Source organism: Gordonia heveisoli (assembly GCF_030315745.1).
Taxonomy (GTDB): Bacteria; Actinomycetota; Actinomycetes; order Mycobacteriales; family Mycobacteriaceae; genus Gordonia.
Genome location: NZ_JASXSH010000014.1, coordinates 93,345 through 113,487, shown reverse-complemented (window position 1 = coordinate 113,487; position 20,143 = coordinate 93,345). Strand labels below are relative to the sequence as shown.

At 68.4% G+C, this 20,143-nt stretch carries 19 protein-coding genes and 1 riboswitch; of the genes, 8 read left to right on the top strand and 11 right to left on the bottom strand.

From position 1 onward, the window contains the following. The first annotated feature begins 33 nt into the window (after window positions 1-33). Entirely contained in the window at window positions 34-1,017 is a 984-nt protein-coding gene (locus QSJ18_RS13815) for an LLM class F420-dependent oxidoreductase (protein ID WP_286327095.1), read from the top strand. 165 nt (window positions 1,018-1,182) lie between these two features. On the opposite strand, the gene QSJ18_RS13810 is transcribed toward QSJ18_RS13815, so the two are convergent. Continuing rightward, a complete protein-coding gene (locus QSJ18_RS13810) occupies window positions 1,183-2,373 on the bottom strand; it encodes a pyridoxal phosphate-dependent aminotransferase (protein WP_286327094.1) in 1,191 nt (396 codons plus the stop codon). Between the two features lie 147 nt (window positions 2,374-2,520). On the opposite strand from QSJ18_RS13810, the gene QSJ18_RS13805 reads away from it, so the two are divergent. Further along, window positions 2,521-4,191, top strand: coding sequence for a serine/threonine-protein kinase (locus QSJ18_RS13805; protein ID WP_286327114.1), 1,671 nt, complete (start codon window positions 2,521-2,523; stop codon window positions 4,189-4,191). Window positions 4,192-4,218: 27 nt separating this feature from the next. Here QSJ18_RS13805 and QSJ18_RS13800 read toward each other — a convergent pair whose 3' ends face one another. The 5 genes from QSJ18_RS13800 to QSJ18_RS13780 all read right to left on the bottom strand — a co-directional run bounded on the left by QSJ18_RS13800 (window position 4,219) and on the right by QSJ18_RS13780 (window position 13,090). Beyond that, window positions 4,219-5,886: a DNA repair helicase XPB gene (locus tag QSJ18_RS13800; RefSeq protein ID WP_353507215.1), complete on the bottom strand. Its 1,668-nt coding sequence runs from the start codon at window positions 5,884-5,886 to the stop codon at window positions 4,219-4,221. 68 nt (window positions 5,887-5,954) lie between these two features. After that, complete coding sequence (locus tag QSJ18_RS13795; RefSeq protein ID WP_286327092.1) at window positions 5,955-6,878, bottom strand: oxygenase MpaB family protein; 924 nt, start codon at window positions 6,876-6,878, stop codon at window positions 5,955-5,957. Between the two features lie 66 nt (window positions 6,879-6,944). Next, the gene (locus QSJ18_RS13790) at window positions 6,945-8,156 is read right to left on the bottom strand and encodes an RtcB family protein (protein ID WP_286327091.1); all 1,212 of its coding nucleotides are present in this window, start codon (window positions 8,154-8,156) and stop codon (window positions 6,945-6,947) included. A gap of 99 nt (window positions 8,157-8,255) precedes the next feature. After that, complete coding sequence (locus QSJ18_RS13785; RefSeq protein WP_286327089.1) at window positions 8,256-10,607, bottom strand: helicase-associated domain-containing protein; 2,352 nt, start codon at window positions 10,605-10,607, stop codon at window positions 8,256-8,258. Between the two features lie 77 nt (window positions 10,608-10,684). Continuing rightward, window positions 10,685-13,090 carry a protein kinase domain-containing protein gene (locus QSJ18_RS13780; protein WP_286327088.1) on the bottom strand — a complete coding sequence of 802 codons (2,406 nt, stop codon included), beginning with the start codon at window positions 13,088-13,090 and terminating at the stop codon, window positions 10,685-10,687. A gap of 233 nt (window positions 13,091-13,323) precedes the next feature. Here QSJ18_RS13780 and QSJ18_RS13775 point away from each other — a divergent pair, with 233 nt between their 5' ends. From QSJ18_RS13775 to QSJ18_RS13760, 4 genes are read left to right on the top strand one after another with little or no spacing between them, the layout of a single operon-like run. Continuing rightward, window positions 13,324-13,521: a hypothetical protein gene (locus QSJ18_RS13775; RefSeq protein WP_286327087.1), complete on the top strand. Its 198-nt coding sequence runs from the start codon at window positions 13,324-13,326 to the stop codon at window positions 13,519-13,521. 4 nt (window positions 13,522-13,525) lie between these two features. Further along, window positions 13,526-14,041: a cyclic pyranopterin monophosphate synthase MoaC gene (moaC, locus tag QSJ18_RS13770; protein ID WP_286327086.1), complete on the top strand. Its 516-nt coding sequence runs from the start codon at window positions 13,526-13,528 to the stop codon at window positions 14,039-14,041. Continuing rightward, complete coding sequence (locus tag QSJ18_RS13765; protein ID WP_286327085.1) at window positions 14,038-14,520, top strand: MogA/MoaB family molybdenum cofactor biosynthesis protein; 483 nt, start codon at window positions 14,038-14,040, stop codon at window positions 14,518-14,520. The genes moaC and QSJ18_RS13765 overlap by 4 nt, the downstream gene beginning before the upstream one ends. Continuing rightward, window positions 14,517-14,969, top strand: a complete 453-nt coding sequence (locus tag QSJ18_RS13760; protein ID WP_462476078.1) for a molybdenum cofactor biosynthesis protein MoaE — start codon at window positions 14,517-14,519, stop codon at window positions 14,967-14,969. Before QSJ18_RS13765 ends, QSJ18_RS13760 begins: the two co-directional genes overlap by 4 nt. A gap of 81 nt (window positions 14,970-15,050) precedes the next feature. On the opposite strand, the gene QSJ18_RS13755 is transcribed toward QSJ18_RS13760, so the two are convergent. The 5 genes from QSJ18_RS13755 to QSJ18_RS13735 form a co-directional block, all read right to left on the bottom strand. After that, entirely contained in the window at window positions 15,051-15,683 is a 633-nt protein-coding gene (locus QSJ18_RS13755; protein ID WP_286327084.1) for a transglycosylase family protein, read from the bottom strand. A 6-nt stretch (window positions 15,684-15,689) separates the two neighbouring features. After that, window positions 15,690-15,869, bottom strand: a riboswitch (cyclic di-AMP (ydaO/yuaA leader). A 262-nt stretch (window positions 15,870-16,131) separates the two neighbouring features. Beyond that, on the bottom strand, window positions 16,132-16,398 hold the full coding sequence (locus QSJ18_RS13750) for a MoaD/ThiS family protein (RefSeq protein ID WP_286327083.1): 267 nt from the start codon (window positions 16,396-16,398) through the stop codon (window positions 16,132-16,134). An 18-nt stretch (window positions 16,399-16,416) separates the two neighbouring features. Next, a complete protein-coding gene (gene moaA, locus QSJ18_RS13745; RefSeq protein ID WP_286327082.1) occupies window positions 16,417-17,520 on the bottom strand; it encodes a GTP 3',8-cyclase MoaA in 1,104 nt (367 codons plus the stop codon). Continuing rightward, window positions 17,521-18,072, bottom strand: coding sequence for a flavin reductase family protein (locus QSJ18_RS13740; protein WP_286327081.1), 552 nt, complete (start codon window positions 18,070-18,072; stop codon window positions 17,521-17,523). Then, the gene (locus QSJ18_RS13735; protein ID WP_286327080.1) at window positions 18,069-18,284 is read right to left on the bottom strand and encodes a hypothetical protein; all 216 of its coding nucleotides are present in this window, start codon (window positions 18,282-18,284) and stop codon (window positions 18,069-18,071) included. The genes QSJ18_RS13740 and QSJ18_RS13735 overlap by 4 nt, the downstream gene beginning before the upstream one ends. Before the next feature lie 205 nt (window positions 18,285-18,489). Here QSJ18_RS13735 and QSJ18_RS13730 point away from each other — a divergent pair, with 205 nt between their 5' ends. Then, window positions 18,490-18,903, top strand: coding sequence for a cold-shock protein (locus tag QSJ18_RS13730; protein WP_286327112.1), 414 nt, complete (start codon window positions 18,490-18,492; stop codon window positions 18,901-18,903). Between the two features lie 269 nt (window positions 18,904-19,172). Beyond that, the gene (locus QSJ18_RS13725) at window positions 19,173-20,102 is read left to right on the top strand and encodes a LysR family transcriptional regulator (protein ID WP_286327079.1); all 930 of its coding nucleotides are present in this window, start codon (window positions 19,173-19,175) and stop codon (window positions 20,100-20,102) included. The last annotated feature ends 41 nt before the right edge of the window (window positions 20,103-20,143 follow it).

Here is a 20,143-nt window from a genome sequence, read left to right as displayed (position 1 = left end):
GCGCCGAACGGATGTCTGCGTAACGTGGCAGCCATGAAATTCGGGCTGTTCATTCCGCAGGGCTGGCGATTGGATCTCACCGGCATCGAGCCGGCACGGCAATGGGCGACGATGTCGTCGGTTGCCGCGCGCGCCGAGGCCGGCGGATGGGACTCCATCTGGGTCTACGACCACTTCCACACCGTCCCGGCGCCCACCGACGAGGCGACCCACGAGGCGTGGACCCTGGTCGCGGCGTTGGCGGCCACCACCGACCGGGTCGAGATCGGTCAGATGTGCACCGCGATGAGCTATCGGAATCCCGCCTACCTCGCCAAGGTGGCGGCGACCGCCGACCTCATCTCGGGCGGTCGGGTTCAGATGGGTATCGGCGCAGGCTGGTACGAACACGAATGGCGTGCCTACGGATACGGATTTCCGTCACCGGGTGAGCGGCTCGCACGCCTCGACGAGGGCGTCCAGATCATGCGCGAAGCCTGGGACAAGGGTCGGGTCACCTTCGCCGGACGCCACTACACCGTCGACGACGCGATCGTCGCGCCCCGACCGCTCAACGGCCGCATTCCACTCTGGATCGCCGGTGGCGGCGAACGTAAGACGTTGCGGATCGCCGCGAAATACGCCGACTACACCAACTTCGACGGCACCCCCGCCGGCTTCGCACACAAATCCGAGGTGCTGGCCCAGCATTGCGCCGACATCGGACGCGACTTCGCCGAGATCACCCGCACGGCCAACTACAACGTGATCCTCGCCGAGACCGAGGCGGAGGTCGAGCGCAAACTCGAACGGCTGCGCGACAAGCAGGCCCGCTACGTCGGTGACGCCGCCGCCGACGCCGCGATGGCGGCCTTCCGGGGGATGCCGGCCGTCGGAACGCCCGAGCAGGTCGCCGACAATCTGGCCGGCCTGGCCGCGGCCGGCCTTGCGCACGCGATTTGTTACTTCCCCGAGATCGCCCACGACCGTGAGGATCTGGAGCTCTTCGAGACACGGGTGCGACCCGCGCTGAGCTGACCGTCGCCCCGCCCCGCGCTGAAAGTGGGGGACGAGTGTTCTTCCCCTACTTTCGGCGGTTCCCCGTGTTGTAACGCGGGGAGGAACGCAAAAGTGGGGGACGAAGTTCTTCCCCTACTTTCGGCCGGGCGGGTGCGCGCCCGGGCGCGGGCGGCGAGGTCGGCGTCACAACCGCCCTAGGCGCTCCGCCGCCTCCGCGATCGCGGTGTCGTGTTTGGCAAATGCGAATCGCACGAGGTGGCGCCACGGCGCGGTGTGATCGGTGAAGACGCTGACCGGGACGGCGGCCACCCCGATCCGCTCGGGCATCGCCCGACACAGGGCCATGCCGTCGTCGTAGCCCAGCGGACGTGGGTCGGCGCAGACGAAATAGCTTGCCTCGCTGCGATGTACGCCAAAACCGACGTCGCTCAACGCGGCCGACAGCAGGTCTCGTTTGGCTTGCAATCCGGCGGCCGATTCGGCCACCCATGCCATCTCGTTGCCGAGCGCGTGGGCGACGGCGGGCTGGAACGGTCCCGACCCGACATAGGACATGTACTGTTTGGCGGCGCGGGCCGCCGACACCAGCTCCGCCGGGCCGCTGATCCAGCCGACCTTCCAGCCGGTGCAGTTGAATGTCTTTGCCGCACTGGAGATTCGCAGGGTTCGCTCACGCATCCCGGGGAGGCTGGCGAGTGGGGTGTGGCGGCGGCCGTCGAAGAGGAGATGCTCGTAGACCTCGTCGGTGATGGCCACGACGTCGTGCTCTATGCACAGTCGCGCGATCTCGGTGAGGTCGTCGTCGGAGAGGACGGTGCCGGTCGGGTTGTGCGGGGTGTTGACCAGGATGGCGGCGGTGTCGGGGCCGAAGGCCGCCGCCAGGGCGTCGCGGTCGAGGACGAAACCGTCGGCATCCGATACCAGTGGAACGGTGCGGCGCACCCCGCCCGCCATCGCGACGGTGGCGGCATAAGCGTCGTAGTACGGCTCGATCATGATGACCTCACGACCCGGTTCGACCAGCCCGACGACCGCGCCTGCAATCGCCTCGGTGGCGCCGACGGTGATCAGTACCTCGGTGTCCTGGTCGTAGTCGAGTCCGTAGTGGGCGCGCTGGTGGGTGGCCACCGCACGTCGGAGTTCGGGCACGCCGATACCCGGCGGGTACTGGTTGTGGCCGTCGGCGATCGCCGCTTGCGCCGCGGTCAGCATCGACGCCGGGCCGTCTGCGTCGGGAAAGCCCTGTCCGAGGTTGATCGCGCCGTGGGCGACCGCAAGGGCCGACATCTCGGCGAAGATCGTCGACGTGAACGGTTGCAGTCGCGACACGGTCCGCGATGTCGGGTCGAGGTTCGGGGCTGGCGATGTTCCCATCGGTCCAGGCTGTCACATCGGCGGGTAGGCGAGCAGGGGCGCTGCGGGCACATTCGTCGTCGGTTGGGGGGACGACGGTGGTGTCGAGTGCGCGACCGGCTCCGCATCGGCCTACGATTGTCGCCTAATCACCATGGAGGAGAGTGGATCGTGCGCAACCCGGGTGACATCTTCGCCGGTTACACGATCATCGCGCTGATCGGCCGGGGCGGCATGGGCGAAATCTATCTGGCCCGTCATCCGCACCTGCCCCGCAATGAGGCGCTCAAGGTCTTGCCGGGCGACCTCAGCAGTGACCCGATGTATCGCCAGCGGTTCGTCCGCGAAGCCGAACTCGCCTCCAGCGTCGTACATCCGTCGATCGTGACGATCTTCAACTCCGGCGAATACGCCGGACACCTGTGGATCGCGATGGAGTACATCGACGGCATCGACGGACTCAAGCTGCTGCGCAGGCATCCGGCTGGGCTCGGCATGCCGACCGTCCTAGCGGTGGCCCGTGCGGTCGGGTCCGCCCTCGATCGCGCCCATGCGACGGGATTGCTGCACCGCGACGTCAAACCGGCGAACATCCTGGTCGCCGACCCCGACGGTGCCGAACCGCGGGTGTTGCTCGCGGACTTCGGGATTGCGAAGTCGCAGCAGGATGTCAGCCAGCTGACCTCGACCAACATGTTCCTCGGCACGGTCGCCTATTCGGCGCCCGAACAGTTGCTGGGGGAGCAGGTGGACGGCCGTGCCGACCAGTACTCGCTGGCGGCCACGGTGTTCGAGCTGATGACCGGCAGGCAGCCGTTCACGGGAGAGAACCAGGCGTCGTTGATCGCCCATCACCTCAACAGTCCGGTGCCGCGGCCCAGCAGTATCCGTCCGGACCTGGCCCCGGCTGTGGACCAGGTGTTCGCGCGTGCACTCGCCAAGTCGCCCACCGACCGCTACGAGTCGTGCGGCGCCTTTGCCGCCGCACTCGCCGAGGCCGCGGCCGGACGGGGGCTGTCGGCCACGGCGATCGCCCGACCACCGGTGAGCCCGGCACCTTCGTTCACCCCGGCACCGTCGTTCACCCCGCCGCCGTCGTTCACCCCGCCGCCGTCGTTCACCCCGCAGGCGTACACCGCTGCCGCACCGCCCCCGGACAAGACCTCGCGACTACTGATCGTGCTGAGCGTCGTCGCGGTGATCCTGCTGGTCGCGGTGATCGTCGGCGTGGCGTGGGTGGGTAAGGGCATCTCCGACTCGAACGCTGGTGACAAGAGCGGCGGCGACAAGAATGCCGGCGCGTCGGCGACCACATCGGCGACGACAGGACCCCGCAGCACCGAGGTAACCGACGGCACCGAGTCGCCGGACCCGGCGACCCGCACCCCGGACACCGCGCCGCGGCCGGTGACGATACCGAGCGAGGTCGCCCCGGGCGACTGTGTCACGGTCACCGAGCAGGCGGGCGGTGGCGGTACCGTACTCGTTTCGCGGGTCACCTGTGATTCCAGCGGATTCAACTTCTACGCGGCGTCGCTGATCGGTTCCGGGCAGAGCTGTTCGAGCCAGCAGAATTCGGTCATCACCTTCCCGTCGTCGACACAGAAGTTGTGTCTGACCCCCAACTTCTATGCGGGGCAGTGCTATCAGATCCCGACGTCGGGTGGCTCGCTGTATCAGTATCAGGAACTGTCGTGCTCGACCGCGCCGGTCGGTGGGGCGCTGCGGGCCCGCGTGACCCGACGGTCCACCGATGTGTCACTGTCCTGCACGACGGGCGAGACGCGGTGGACTTTCACCGATCCGATGTCGCTGGGCTACTGCCTCGTCGAAGCCTGACCGTATGCGCGCCGACGATGGGCCGGGTCAGGTCGTGCTGCCGTCACCGATCGTCGGGCCGAGCAGGTCGTCGGCATCGGTGATGCGGTAGGCGTAGCCCTGCTCGGCGAGGAAACGCTGCCGGTGTGCGGCATAGTCGGCGTCGAGGGTGTCGCGGGAGACGACCGAATAGAAGTGAGCCTGCCCGCCGTCGGCCTTCGGCCGCAACAGTCGGCCCAAACGCTGCGCCTCCTCCTGCCGCGAACCGAAGGTGCCCGACACCTGTACCGCCACCGATGCCTCCGGTAGGTCGATGGAGAAGTTCGCGACCTTCGACACCACCAGTGTCTGCAGCTCGCCCGAACGGAAGCGGTCGAAGAGTGCTTCGCGCTCCTTGTTCTTGGTCGCCCCCTGGATCACCGGTGCGTCGAGTTCGCGGCCCAGTTCCTCCAACTGGTCGATATACGCCCCGATCACCAACGTCTGCGACCCAGGGTGGCGGGCCAGGATGGAACGCACCACGTTCACCTTGGTGTGCGCGGTTGAGCAGAGTTTGTACTTCTCCTCCGGCTCGGCGACCGCATACTGCAGCCGCTCCTCGTCGGTGAGGGTCACCCGCACCTCGATGCAGTCGGCGGGTGCGATCCAGCCCTGCGCCTCGATGTCCTTCCACGGGGCGTCGTAGCGTTTGGGGCCGATGAGGCTGAACACGTCACCCTCGCGACCGTCTTCGCGGACGAGTGTCGCGGTCAGGCCCAGCCTGCGACGCGACTGCAGGTCTGCGGTCATCCGGAACACCGGAGCAGGCAGGAGATGGACCTCGTCGTAGATGATCAGGCCCCAGTCACGGGAATCGAAGAGGTCGAGATTCTTGTACTCGCCCTTCGACTTTCGGGTCATCACCTGATAGGTGGCGATGGTGACCGGCCGAATTTCCTTGCGTTCGCCCGAATACTCGCCGATCTCGTCCTCGGTCAGCGTGGTGCGGGCGATCAGCTCGCGTTTCCACTGCCGCCCGGCGACGGTGTTGGTCACCAGGATCAGGGTCGTCGCCCCGGCCTTCGCCATCGCGGCGGCCCCAACCATGGTCTTACCGGCGCCACACGGCAGCACCACAACGCCCGATCCGCCCGCCCAGAAGGAATCGGCCGCCATCTCCTGGTAGTCGCGCAGATGCCAGTCCCCCTGGTCGAGGGCGATCGGGTGGGCCTCACCGTCGACGTAGCCTGCGAGGTCTTCGGCGGGCCAGCCGACCTTGAGTAGGACCTGCTTGAGCCGACCGCGTTCGGACGGATGGACGACGACGGTGTCGTCGTCGAGGCGCGCACCGAGCATCGGGGCGACCTTCTTGTTGCGCAGGATCTCCTCGAGGACGGCACGGTCCAGGCTCACCAGGGTCAGGCCGTGCGCGGGGTGTTTGACCAGCTGCAGCCGGCCGAACCGGCCCATGGTGTCGACCACGTCCATCAGCAGCGGCTGCGGCACCGCATACCGCGAGTAGGAGACCAGCGCGTCCACGACCTGCTCGGCGTCATGTCCGGCGGCACGGGCGTTCCACAACGCCAGCGGGGTCACCCGGTAGGTGTGCACATGTTCGGGTGCGCGTTCGAGTTCGGCGAAGGGCGCGATCGCCGCGCGGGCCGCGGCGGCGTCGGGGTGGTCGACCTCCAAAAGCAGCGTCTTGTCGGATTGCACGATCAGCGGTCCATCGGTCACCCGCTCCATTGTCCAGATTCGTCCAGGTCGCGGCTACCCCGCCCCGGCACGGTCATCCGGCGGCCAGGTCAGAACACGCTGACCCCGAGCCGCCGGCGCACCCTCATGTCGAGCAGATTCAGCTTGAGCATCCCTTTCACCGCGGGACCGAGGAGCGGGTCGACGAGGCGCACCCCGGCCAGCGCCTGCCGGTAGCGACGGTCGTCGCGGGCACTCCAGTCCCACCCCATCAGCGTGCGGACCTGCGGCGGCAGGCCGGCCCGGATGGCGTAACTCAGTGTCGGACCGAAGACGAGGTGTGCGGCCGTGCCGACCAGCCCCGCGCGATACTCCAGGAACGACAGATCCGCCAGTCGGCGCAGTTCCTCGCGCACCGGGGCGTCGATGCGCAGCCGGTCCAGCTCCGACGACCAGTACGCCAGCAGAGCCGCATAGTCCGCGGGCCAGGCCGAGCGCGGCACATTCAGCGCAGTCCCCAGCGGATGACCCTCTGCGACGACCAGCTCACGTTCGGCGTCGGTGAGCGGGCCGTAGAGCAGTTCGTACTGGTCGATGAAGTATTTGAGCAGGCAGACCGCAACCCAGAGCTGGAGCCGCGCGTCGTTGCCGCGATAGCGGACCGGGCTGTCGGCGGTGGAATACACCTGCCGGTGGATGCGGGCGATCTCGCGGTGGACATACGCCCGGTCGGCGTCGGTGCCGAGGAGAGCCACCGCCAGGAAGGTGCCGGTCGTGCGGCTGCGTTTGATCGGGCGCTTGATGGCGTTGCCCGAATCGACCCGGCTCTCGTGGACGCCGTACCCGACCCGCGGATTGGCCAGTTGCATGATGACGTTGGAACCGGCGATCGTCGGACCCAGTGCGGTGATCAGGTCGGCCGGATGGTGGATCGGTCGTCGGTGCCTGGTGCGTGGCAGACGCCGCACCAGCTCATGCCGGAAGTCGTCGGCGACCTCGGCCGCCGGTCCGCTGATCGGTTGTGCTCGCCTCATCGCGAACCACCTTCGCCACCTCGGGATACCGCTCACCCCTGACAGTAGCCGGGGGTGAGCGGATCGTCAGCCCTTGACGCACACGACCTGCCGCAGGTGTGCCACGACCTCGACGAGGTCGGTCTGGGCGGCGATGACCTCGTCGATGTCCTTGTACGCCGCCGGGATCTCGTCGACCACGCCGGCGTCCTTGCGTGATTCCACCCCTCGGGTCTGGGCGGCCAGGTCCGCGGCGGTGAACATGTGCCGCGCCTTCGTCCGGCTCATCCGTCGCCCGGCGCCATGGGAGGCCGAGTAGAACGATGCCGCCGACCCGAGTCCGCGCACCACGTAGGAACCGGTGCCCATCGAACCGGGGATCAGCCCGAGGTCGCCGCTGCCCGCGCGGATGGCGCCCTTTCGGGTCACCAGCAGCTCGAGGCCGTCGACCTGTTCGGTGGCAACGTAATTGTGGTGGCAGCTGATCGGCTCGTCGAAGACGACCCGGCGTGCCGCGAAACTCTCCCGTACTGCCTGGCAGACCAGCGCGAGCATGACCCGGCGATTGCGGGCCGCATACTCCTGCGCCCAGTCGAGGTCCCGTCGGTAGGAATCCATCTCCGGTGTGCCGGACACGAATACGGCCAGATCGCGGTCGGACAGTCCGGCGTTGTGTGGGAGCTTCGCGGCGATCGCCATATGCCGCTCGGCGAGTTCCTTGCCGATGTTGCGGGATCCCGAATGCAGCATGATCCAGACCGCCTCGACGCCGTTGTCGTCGGGATCGGCCAGACAGATCTCGATGAAGTGGTTGCCCCCGCCGAGCGTGCCCATCTGCTTGTGCGCGCGGATGTCCAACTGGCGGACACCGCTGTGCAGGTCGCCGAAGCGGTCCCAGAACGGCTTCCACCCACCGCCGGCGAGCATGCGGTCGGTATTTACCGGATCGCGGTGCCCGCGAAAGCCGACGGGAACCTTGGCCTCGATCGCCGAACGCAGCGGGCCGAGATCATCTGGCAGGTCGTCGGCGGTGAGATCGGTTCGGACCGCGGCCATTCCGCAGCCGATGTCGACGCCGACGGCGGCCGGACAGACTGCGTCGCGCATGGCGATGACGGAGCCGACGGTGGCGCCCTTACCGACATGGACGTCGGGCATGACACGCACCCCGTGCACCCACGGCAGCGTCGAGACCCGGCGCAGCTGTTCGAGTGCGCGCGTCTCGATCGACGTCTCATCGGCCCACAACAGGGTCGATGCGGCGGCGCCGGAGAGTGGGACGGGGAACTGGCTCGTCATGATTCTTCCTGTGTTCGTGTGCTTCTCGCCGTCGGGCGACGGCTCGACCACACTAGGTGGGCGCGGCCCGCCCGTCCATCGAATTAGCCCGGCTGCGCCTCAGGAGTCGAGCAGGTCGATGCTGGTCACCCGGTGCAGGGAGAAGCGTTGCTCCTCGTCGCTGCCCTCCTCGACCGCGATCAGCTGCCCGGCGCCCAGGATGCGCGGCGACACCACATGCCTGCTGGCCGAGCCCTGCGCGTCGACGTACCCGACGCGCAGCCTGCGGCCGGCGCGCAGCGCGAGCTGGATCAGGGCGGTCGCCGATTCGCCGCCGCCGGTCGCCCGCACCGGCGTCGTGGTGGTGGTACCGGTCCGGGCGGTGGCGGGTTGTGCGGCATTCGCGCGATCGTGGGAACGCATGCGGCTCACCGCATTTGCCAGCTGGGCGGGAGCGGGCGTGCTGCGGCGAGGAGTGGGCTGGCGGCGTTGCCGGGAGATGTTCACCCGGCTGCCGCGCTGCCGCAGGTCGACCAGGGTGCCCGACGAGTCCTCGCCGGCCGGTGCGAATCCTGCTGCGCGCAACGCGTCGATGACGTCGCGAACCTCCGACGGCGACACCGCGACGGTGGGTGCCAGCGCGCGCAGCGCGAGTGTCTCGGCGGCGGGACTGCGCAGTACCGCCGCCAGGGTGGTGGGGTCTTCGCAGCGAATGAAACTCGCCGCGATGCCGACCCGGAGCTGGCCGTGTTTGCGGGCCACATCCTCGATCAGATAGGTCAGCGACTGCGGTACCGGAGTACGTGAGTGCGCGGTGAACATGGCGATCAGCTCGCTGCTGCTGCGCCCGGCGTCGAGCGCGCGCCGCACACTCTCCTCCGATATCCGGTACACCGATGCCGCGCCGCCGGATTCGAGGTCGGCGACCATCTCGACCTGATCGGCGAGTTCGGGTGTCATCGGTCCGGGCACGGTCAACGTCAGATCGGCCTGGGTGAGGAAATGGTCGACCGGATCGGGCAGGGCGGTGTGAATCGCGCGCAGCAGTGCGGTCTCGGCCTCCGGATCGGAGCCGTCATCGGCGAGCGCAGCCCGGCCGACCGAGGTGATCGCATGATGGGCGGTGAGGCCGAGTTCGCGTGCCTCCTCCAGGGTTTCGCCCACCACCCGGAGTCCGAACCGCCGAATCTGGCGCGGATGCTGCCAGTGCAGGGCGGCGACCACCGCCTCCGCGGACACGGCCGCGGCCGTCGGGGCGGCAGTGAGGGCGTCGAGGATCAGACGCCGCTGTACCGGTGCGTAGGCGTCGTGCAGGTCACCGCTGAGGGTGGCCAGCGCATTGCCGTCCCGGTCGGGCTCGCCGATCTGCCAGGGACGCCGGGGCATGGCGAGCCACGCCTCCAGCAGGACCGCCCATTGGCGTTCACGCGGCTGGTGCAACCACGTGTCGGCGGCGGTGGTCGGGGTAAAAGCCTGTTCACCGGTGTCGTTGGGTGGCGGGGGATCCGGAAAACCGGCATCGATCAGACGCAGATATCCGGCGAGTTCGGCGAGCAGGCCGACCCGCTTCACATCGAGTCCGGTGGCCTTGGCCAGCCTGCGCAGTTCACGTACGCCGAGCGCACCCGACCGCAGCACCGCCGCAGGCGCAGTGCCGAGCGTGGTGAGGAGCGCGGTCATGTGCCGGATGAGTTCGAGCGCCTCACCGCCTGCCGCGGCATCGATGTCGCGGGCCGAGAAGCGAGGTTTGCCACCGGCATCCACCAATGGCGGCGGCCGGAGGTCGTCGGTGCGCAGTGGCGGCTCCTCGCGCAGCAGGGCGCCGACCATCGGCGGGAGTTCGACCGTCTGATTGTCCACTCGGGCGAGCAGACCCGCCGCGATCAATTGGGGGACAGGTGCATTCGGGTCGGCGTCGGGGTCGGCGTCGCGGCTGCGACCCAACGCCGGGCCGCGGGCCAGAGTGCGCAGCAGTTCCAGCCGGCGTTCGTCGAGTCCATCGATGAGGGCGGCGATCTCGGCTGCGTCGAGGTGGGCGAGCGGACCGGTCAGCGCCTTGGACCGCCACGGGAGCGCGGCATCGGCATTCGCGCCGAAGGACAGGTCGTCGTCGGGTCCCCAGATCACCGCGCGCCGGCGCAACAGGTCGACGCGCGACCGCAGCTCGTCGGCGTCGGCACGATCGGCGAGCGCGCCGACGACCGCATCGACGGTGACCGGGGGCGGGGTCTTGCGGCGGCCCTTGGGGACCGGGGTGAGAACCTGCTCCAGCACCGCCACCCCGAGGAGGTCGAGATCGTCGCCGACGAGGGCGAGCGAGGCCGCCGACAGCGCGCGCTGGGCCAGTACCGCGGTGCCCTGTGGCGGCGGCGATGCCAGGTCCGGACGATGGGCGAGCAGATCGGTCAGCTCGTCGTCGGCACGCGCGGCCAGATCATCGGCCAGCCTGTGGCGCAGATCATCCGGACTCATTCGATCGAGTCTAGTTGCCGCTCGGGCCGACGGTGTCGCCACGGGCACCGACCGTTGTCGATCGAACGGGTCGGGTGTCAGAATCCGACGCGCTCGGGGGCCGGCCGGTCGATCTCGGTGCCGTCGCCGATCTGTCCGTAGCTGTTGGATCCCCAGCAGTAGGTTCCCTCCGCGGCCTGCGCGCAGGTGGTGCCCAGGCCGGTGGTCACGAAGGTGGCGGCGCTGATCCCGCTGACCGTCGTCGGGCGGGTGGCGCTGGATTCGCCGGTACCGAGCTGGCCCTTGTCGTTGTCGCCCCAGCAGTAGACCGAACCACCGGCGACCGCGCAGCTGGATCCGTAGCCGGTCGAGATCACCGTCGGGTTCTCCAGTCCGCCGACCTCGGTCGGGGTGTCGCGGGTGGTCGTCGAATCATCGCCGATCTGGCCGTACTGGTTGTCGCCCCAGCAGTAGCCCTTGCCCGATGCGATCGCACAGGTCGTCGTATAGGAGACGCTCGACTTCTGGTATCCGCCGATGGCGACGAAGGTGACGTCACCGAGCCCCTCGATCTTGGTGGGTTCGGTGCGGGCACTGGTGCTGCCGTCGCCGATCTGCCCCTGTGCGTTGCCGCCCCAGCAGTACAACGAGGCGTCGGCGATGGCGCACGTGGTGCCGAAGTTGGTGGTGACCATGCTCACCTGCTCGAGCCCGGGGACCTTGGTGGGGGTGCTGACCGTCGAACCGGAGACGCCGAGCTGGCCTTCGGCGTTGTCGCCCCAGCAGTAGAGGTCTCCACCGGCGATCGCGCAGGTGCTGCCCCCACCGGTGGAGATGCCGGTGACGTCGGTGAGTTCGGTGATCTGGTGCGGCGCCTTGATGGTGGTGGTGCCGCCACCGTCACCGACCTGACCGCGGCTGTTGTCACCCCAGCACCAGGCCGACCCGCCGCCGACGGCGCAGGTGGTCCCGTGGGATTCCGACGAACTGCCCGTGCCCAGGTACAGCCCGGTCGAGATGCTGACGACGTTGGTCGGTCCGTTTGCCTGGCGAGGGGTGGTGACCTCGTTGTCGGTGGATCCGTCGCCGACCTGACCGTCGTTGTTGCGGCCCCAGCAGTAGGCCTGACCGTCCCGCACTGCGCAGCTGGTGCGTGCCTGGTTGCTGAGTGGGGTCGGGGTCGCTGCGACACTGTCCGATCCGCCGTCCGAGGACATGCTCTTGACGAGGAACGTGCCGCCGACGAGGGCGGCAACCACCACGACGACGGCGGCGATCGCGGCGACGATCTTGCCGGTTTTGCGGCCCGACGGCTGGGACGGACCGCCCATCCCGCCGGGGCCGGTGGGGTAGGTGCTGCCGGGATGATTCTGCGGCCCGGTCGAGTGGGGTGCGCCGACCGCGAACTGCGGCTGGCTCGGCGTCGGGCCGACCGGCGCGTACCCCGGTGCCCCGGTGGGCGGCAGGTGTCCGGTCGGCGCGCCATGGTTGGGCTGTCCGGTGAACGCCCCCGACGCCGCTCCCGTCGGATTCGGTCCCGAAGGATGTGGCCCAGAAGCGTGTGGCCCAGAAGCATGTGGCCCGGATGCGTGCGGACCCGGGGTGCTCGAATAGGGCGCGTTCGGGTAGGGCATGGGTCGGGGCGGCGTGATGGTCGTCGGGGCCACCGGTCCGGCCGCGGGGCCGGTCAGCACCTGCGACAGCGCTGCCGCGAAGGCCCGGCAGTCGGTGTAGCGCTCGGCCGGATTGCGGGCCAGTGCGCGTTGCAGTGCCGGGTCGACCGCGGTGAGATCCGGCCGGAACTGGGCGACCGGCGTGATCTGGTTGCGCACATGTGCCATCAGGATCGCCGACGGCGTGGTGCCGGGGAATGGTGCCTGCCCGGTGAGGAGCGCGTAGGCGGTACAGGCGAGGGCGTATTGGTCGGAGCGGGCGGTGGCGTCGCCGCCGTCGATGACCTCCGGGGCGGAGTAGGCCAGCGTGCCGATGAAGGCATGAGTGCCGGTCAGCGACGCGGAGTCGACGAGTTTGGCGATCCCGAAGTCGAGGACGACGGTCCGTTCGATGTCGCCGTTCGTCTCGTCGCGCAGCACCAGGATGTTCGCCGGTTTGATGTCGCGGTGGATCACCTGATGGCGGTGGGCGTAGTCGAGGGCGTCGGCGACATCGCTGATGACCTTGGCGACCTCGGCGGGCGTCAGCCGCTCATTGGTCAGATCCTTGCCGCGCAGGTAGGTCATCGTGAACCACGGCAGACCGTCGGCGATGCCGTGCTGGTGGATGGTGATGATGCCGGGGTGGCTGAGCTTCGCGGTGGTGCGGGCCTCGTTGGTGAATCGCTGCTGGAAACCGGGATCGGAGACCCCGGCCACCGAGATCACCTTCATCGCCTCTTCGCGTTCGAGGGTGGGATTCTCCACGAGGTAGACCTCGCCCATGCCACCCTGGCCCAGGCGTGAGATCACTCGGTACCCGGCGATCTCGGTTCCGGGATTGAGCGCCACGTGAACTCCTCCATAAGGTTCGGCCGTATCCGTGTCGGACGGATCTTCGCCGCAAGCGGTCGCCGTCGTATCGATCGGTGCTGGATACATGGGTGCCGGATCGATCTGTGTCGGATCGGACGATACCCAATACGACGCACATTGGACCGTTGACTCATTCAGTCGGACGTGTCGGGGTCGGCCACCGTCAAAAGGAGCCGGTCGGGCGGTGGCCCCGCAGGGCGCATGGCAGAATGCTGGACGTGGCTGAGAAATCTGGCAAGAAGCAGTACGTCGACAACGGTTGGCCCCAGGATCTCGACGGCTCGCACGCCGTCTCCGAGTTCGCCGCCGGCATTTCCGGCGCGCTGTCGCCGTTCGGTGAGACCCAGTTCCCGCTGCCGGTCGACGAACTGCCGTTCGTGCACGCCAAGACCGACATCAACCGCTGAATCGATGTCGCCGGAGTCTTCGTCCGGCAGCACGCCCGAACGCCTGACGCATCTCGACGCGTCGGGGACGGCACGCATGGTCGATGTCGGCGACAAGGCCACGACCCGGCGTCGGGCCGTCGCCGCCGGCACCTTCCACACCACCACGCGGGTCATCGAACTGCTCGGCGTGGATGGGCTGCCCAAGGGTGACGTGCTGGCCACCGCCCGGATCGCGGGCATCATGGCCGCCAAACGCACCGACGAGCTGATCCCGCTGTGCCATCAGCTGGCCCTCTCCTCGGTCGACGTCGACTTCAGCGTGGGCGCCGATCACATCGACGTCCTCGTCACCGTCGCCACCTCCGGGCAGACCGGGGTCGAGATGGAGGCGCTGACCGCCGTCGCGGTGACCGGGCTGACCCTGCACGACATGGTGAAGGCCGTCGACCGGCGGGCCCACATGGACAACATCAGGCTGCTGGAGAAGACCGGCGGCAAGTCGGGGGACTGGCGCCGCGACGACCCGGACGAACCGTGACCACGAGCGGGCTCGCGCATGTGGTGGTGGCCTCCACCCGGGCGAGTTCGGGTACCTATCCCGATCGCACGGGTCCGATCATCGTCGAGTGGCTGCGGTCGCGCGGTTTCGACGTCGCCGGCCCGATCGTCGTCGCCGACGGTCCGCCGGTCGGGCAGGCGCTGCGGACCGCGGTCGATGCCGGTGCGGATCTGGTGATCAGCACCGGTGGCACCGGGGTGTCGCCGACCGACCGCACCGCCGAGCAGACCCGTGCGCTACTCGACTTCGAGATCCCGGGGCTGGCCGACGCCATCCGTACCGCGGGCCTGCCACAGGTGCCGACCGCGATCCTGTCCCGCGGCCTGGCCGGCGTGTCCGGTTCTACCCTGGTGCTGAACCTGCCCGGTTCGACGGGCGGGGTGCGCGACGGTCTGGTCGTCCTCGACGGTGTCCTGCGACATGCGCTCGACCAGATCCGTGGAGGTGATCACCCATGAACGCGCCACCTGCGATGGGGGCGGCCATCCGGACCGCGGTCGCCGCCGAGCCGATCAGTCTGCCCGAACACGAGAACTACGTCGGCGCGGCGGCCGGCGGAGCGGCCGGGGCCATCGTCGGGTTCACCGGCGCCGTCCGTAACCACGACGCCGGCCGATCGGTGACCGCGCTGTCCTACTCCGCCCATCCGAGCGCGCCTCGCGTGCTGTCCGAGGTCGTCTTCGAGGTCGTCGGGTCGACCGCCGGGTTGCGCGCGGTCGCCGTGTCGCACCGGGTGGGCGATCTCGTCGTCGGGGATGCGGCCTTCGTCGTGGCGGTCGCCGCCGATCACCGGCGGGCGGCGTTCGAGACCTGTGCGCGACTGGTCGACGAGGTGAAGGCGCGGCTTCCGGTGTGGAAGCATCAGTTTTTCGCCGACGGCTCCGACGAATGGGTCGGGTCGGCCTGAGTTGCTATCGAGAGTTGGAAAAGGGCCCCGCACGGATGATTCATCGTGCGGGGCCCTTCGACTATGGGCGGATGCCGTGTGTCAGGAGTTCGGCAGCAGGTGCTTGTTCTGGTTGAACAGCTTGATCTGCTCCGGGCTCAGCTGCACACCGCTGTCCTTGGCCGCCTTCCAGAGGTTGCGCACCTCGGGGCTGACGTTGGCGGCGTCGACGGCCTCGTCGACCTGCTTCTTGACCTCGGCGTCGGTCTTGGCCTCCGGGGCGGTGCCGAGCTTGAACTCACGCTGCTCGGGGGCCTGCGGGGTGCGGATGGGGTCGATGCTGTTGGGAGCGGTGCGCGGGGTGGGTCCCGACAGCGGTCCGCCGCAGCTCGGCCAGGCGCCCTTGCCCTGCGTGGCGAGGACGCGCTCGGCGACGACGATCTGCTCTTCGCGGCTGGCCTGATCGGCGCTCGGGGCGAACTGGGTGCCACCGTGGGCGGCCCAGGTGCTCGGGCTGAACTGCAGTCCGCCCTGGTAGCCGTTGCCGGTGTTGATGGCCCAGTTGCCACCCGACTCACACTGCGCGACGGAGTTCCACTCGGAGTCGGTGGCGGCGTTGGCCGAACCGGTGCCCAGGAGTGCGGCGCCACCGCCGAGAACGGCGCCGGTGAGCGCGATCTTGGCGAAGGTCTTGGTGGTCGTGGTGTTCGTCTGCTTGCGATGACGTCCGGACATGTGTCGAGTTCCTCTCTCCACGCGCCTACGAAGTCAGCTGTCGGGTTCGAGCGAGAGGTTGCTCGGTCCGTGGCCGTGAGGCTTCGGGACTTGACCCCAAGGACACCGCATGCGATGCCCGTTCTCATCTCACGATGAGAGGTGGGTCCCCCGTCCTCGCTCCTAGAAGTTCTGTTGCTCGTTGCGTTCCGTGGCGGAGCGAGGCTCGGCGCGGCCGACGGGACGTTATGTTCTGTTCGCTGTGTTGTGACCTTCCGAGGAAGGACGTTTCGTACGTTACGGCGAACTTCGCGCTGAATCACGTAGTCGTCCCAAGCCGAAAACCGCGCCGAATTCGGCACTTTCGCGCGCAAAAGGGTGTCATCCCAGTTCACGGGGCTAGTAGTCGTCCTGTGTCCATCCCGTTATCGCACCGTTATGTGACTAAGCTCACAGGCGGTTTGTGGTCTCAGCCACCCGCGAACGGAGGCAGCACGTCGACCGTGTCGCAGGGGAGCAGCGGCCGGTCGCGATGACGCAGCGCGATCTCGTCCCGGAGATAGGAGCAGCGCGCCAGGATCGGAGCCAGATCGGGATGCGCGGCGGCGAGAATGCCTTCCAGATCGGCGATCGAGGTGTGCGCGTCGATCTCGACGCGTTCGGTGTCGACGCCCGCGGCGGCCCGTGCCGCGGCGAAATACCGGATGGTGATCGGTAGGCGGGTGGTGCTCGACATGATGTCCAGCTTGTACCCTCAGCCGCCGATCGCCGACATCGGGCGGGCCGGTTGCTCGAAATCGTCGGAGTTGACGGTGTGTCCGGCCGCCTTGGCCCAGGCGTTGGCGCGCCATAGACGGGCGATCTCGGCGTCCACGGCGGCGGGACCGGCTTCGGTCGACCGCCGCCCGCGCAACGCGCCGCGCAGATCGGTCTCGGTGGCGGCGAACAGGCAGTTGCGCAGGGCGCCGTCTGCGGTGAGCCGGGTGCGGTCGCAGTCGCCGCAGAAGGGCCGCGTCACCGATGCGATGACACCCAGCCGGGTGGGTCGGCCCGCGTGGGTATGGCCGTCGACCAGCCAGGTCGCCGCCGGGGCGCTCCCGCGTGGGGTCGGATCTGGCCGCAGGTCGAAGTGGTCGTGCAGGGTGGCCATGATCTCGTCCGCGGTCACCATCTGGTTGCGCGCCCAGGCATGGTCGGCGTCGAGTGGCATCTGCTCGATGATCCGGAGTTCGTAACCATGGGCCAGGCAGAAGGACAGCAGGTCGGGCAGCCGGGCCAGGTCGGCACGCTCGGGGAGCACCGCGTTGACCTTGATCGGCCCCAGTCCGGCGTCGGCGGCGGCCGCCAGGCCGGCGATTACGTCGTCGAGTCGATCGCGACGCGTCACCTGCGCGAACCGGGTGGCATCGACGGTGTCGAGGGAGACGTTGACCCGGTCGAGTCCGGCGTCGGCGAGTCCGCGCGCCCGCCGGGTGAGGCCCAGACCGTTGGTCGTCATCGCGATCTCCGGTCGATTCTCCAGCGCGGCGATGGCGCTGATGATGTCTTCGAGGTCGCGTCGGAGCAGCGGTTCACCGCCGGTGAAGCGGATCCGTTCGACGCCCAGATCGCGTACCGCGACGGTCAGCACCCGGATCATCTCCTCGGTCGAGAGGAGCTTGTCACCCGGCATCCAGTCCAGGCCGTCGGCGGGCATGCAGTAGGTGCAGCGGAGGTTGCAGCGGTCGGTCACCGAGACCCGAAGGTCGCGGGCGACGCGTCCGAAGGTGTCGCGCAGGGGACCCGACGTCGGGGTCGGGTGCGACGCCGTCGCAGTCGAGGTGCGCGGCGTCGGCAATCCCAGTGCGACAGCGGTCATCTAGCCACTCCGGCGGGCTTCTAGCGCGCGGAAGGTGCTGGCGTGGAAGACAAGTGGCTCCACACCGGGGTCGGCGCGCAAGGTCTCGATCTGCAGCAGGACGAGGGTGTGGTCGCCGGCCTGGATCTCGTTGTGGATCGTGCAGGACAGGTGTGCCGCGGCGTCCGGGATGAACACCGCGTCGTCGGCGGTGCGCAGCGGGGCGATGGCGTCGAAGCGGTTCCCCGACGGTCCGGCGAGTTGTTTGCACACGTCGATCTGGTCGCCGGCGAACACGCTGACCCCGATCGCCGGCGCACCCCGCAGCAGTGGCCACGTCGACGACGAGTTCTGCACGCAGACCGACACCAGCGGCGGGTCGAGGGACACGGTGGTGAAGGAACTCGCCGCCATTCCGATCAGTTCGCGCGAATCCCCGGACCCGTCGTCGGCGGGACGGCGGCAGCACACCGCGACGACGCCGGAGGGGAAGCACGAGTAGGCCTGGCGCAATGCCTTCGAATCGGAGGCCGGTGCGAGGTCGGGGGTGGCGAAATCTGCTGTTGCGGTCATTTGGTGTTCACCCGTCGTCCGGCGCGCAGAGCCGCGGCGATCCCGAGGAGAAAGCCCAGCGGCGCGCACATCGTCAGTAGATAGATAGCCGTCGGCGCGGTGCTGCCGTCGGAGAGGACCGGCGTCAGGAACAGTGCCGCGATCGCGAGTAGCCCGATCGCGAACAGGACGATGGCCGCCACCAGCAGTCCCGACGAACCAGTTTTGTGCATATCTCCACGGTAGATCACGCGCGCGGGCTGGTCATCGCCGATCGACGTGCCCGCACCGGCTGGTGGGTAATCGCCGTGACTGATGTCCGGGGCGTTGGCTAGACTGACCAGTCAGGCGCCTTGCTCAGCAGTCCGGGCTCGTCTTGTCCGGATGGGTGATGGCGTCTTTTGTCGTGGTGGATCCGAGTGGACGAGGGTGAGCGCAGTGCCGACCGGCAAGGTGAAGTGGTACGACGCGGAGAAGGGCTTCGGCTTTCTCTCGCAGGAGAGCGGCGAGGACGTGTACGTCCGTGCGTCGGCGTTGTCCGGTGGGGTCGAGGGGCTGAAGCCGGGTCAGCGTGTCGAGTTCGACATGGCTGCCGGTCGTCGCGGACCGCAGGCCCTGCGGGTGACCGTGCTCGAACCCGCGCCGAGTGTGGCCAAGAACGCCCGTGAGGCGGCCCGCAAGGACGTGAAGCGGCACAGCCCCGACGAACTGCACGGCATGGTCGCCGATCTCATCACGCTGCTCGAAGCGAAGGTCCAGCCGGATCTGCGTAAGGGGCGCTACCCCGACCGCAAGACCGCGCAGCGGATCTCCGAGGTCGTGCGTGCGGTGGCCCGCGAACTCGAACACTGACGGTCTCAGCTACCGAAGATTCGCGGCGAATTCTCGTCGATCGCACATGAACTGTGCCGCCGTGAATAGTTCCTAATATGCGCGCTGGTTGCAATTCCCCTCCGTGGTCCGATGGAGGGGAATTGTTCAGTTTTGCTGTGTTATATCTGGATATCTACAGGTCAGCCGGGGTCCTTGCGGATGCGGCTCATCGGCGGGCGTGGGTGCTGACGGCGGGATAGTGATCGTCGGTCGCCGCCGATTCTCACCCAGATCCGGAGGGATGCACGATGCTCGATCTGAAACGCATGATGCTGCTCTGCGATCTGGCCGACCTGGGTACGGTGACCGCGGTCGCCGACCGACGCAACATCACCAGCTCCGCGGTATCTCAGCAATTGCGCGTCCTCGAAGACGAGAGCGGTGCCGTCCTGTTCCGCCGCGATGGCCGGACCCTCGGCCTCACCCGCAGCGGCCGGGTTCTCGCCGACCACGCCCGTCGGGTGCTGGGGGCGGTCGACGAGGCGATGAGTGCTGTTGCGGCCACCGAGAATCGGGCCTCGGGTCAGTTGGTCGTCGCGGCCTTCAACATGGCGGTGACCCAGTTGGTGACGCCGATGGTGCGCCAGCTCGGTGTCGAGGCCCCGGAGATGCGCGTCGAGGTGTATCAGCAGAGTCCGGAACGCGCGCTGCGTCAGCTGCGCCAGGGGGAGATCGATCTGGCGATCACCTGCTCCTACGACTTCACCGGTCAGGAGCCGTATTCCGGGCTGAGCGTGATCGGGTTGATAGATGAGCCGCTGGTGCTGATGGCACCGCCCGACCTGCATGCACTGATCCGGAGCGGAGGGTTGGCGGCCCTCGCCGACCACCCGTGGGTTTCGGGACCGACCGGATCGGGTTTGGACACCGTGCTCATGCGGGCAGGGGAGCGTGCGGGCTTCCGTCCTCACGTCAAACATCGGCTCAACGGTGCGCACAACGTGTGCGATGTCGCGGCCACCGGCATCGGGCCTGCGGTGGTGCCGCTACTCACCGTGCCCGCCGCGCTGCAGGGCCACATCGTCGACGGGATCGAGCTGGAACGGCGCGACATCAACGCAGTGGTCCGGGCTGGACGTCAACATGACCCGAAAACTGCTGTGGCGCTGAATGCTCTGCAGTCGATAGCGGACGAGATCGTGCCGGAACCGGCCACCTCGGTGGTGGCCGCGTCCTGAGGCCGGCCGATCGTCGACGTCGCGGCGCCGCATTCCGATCA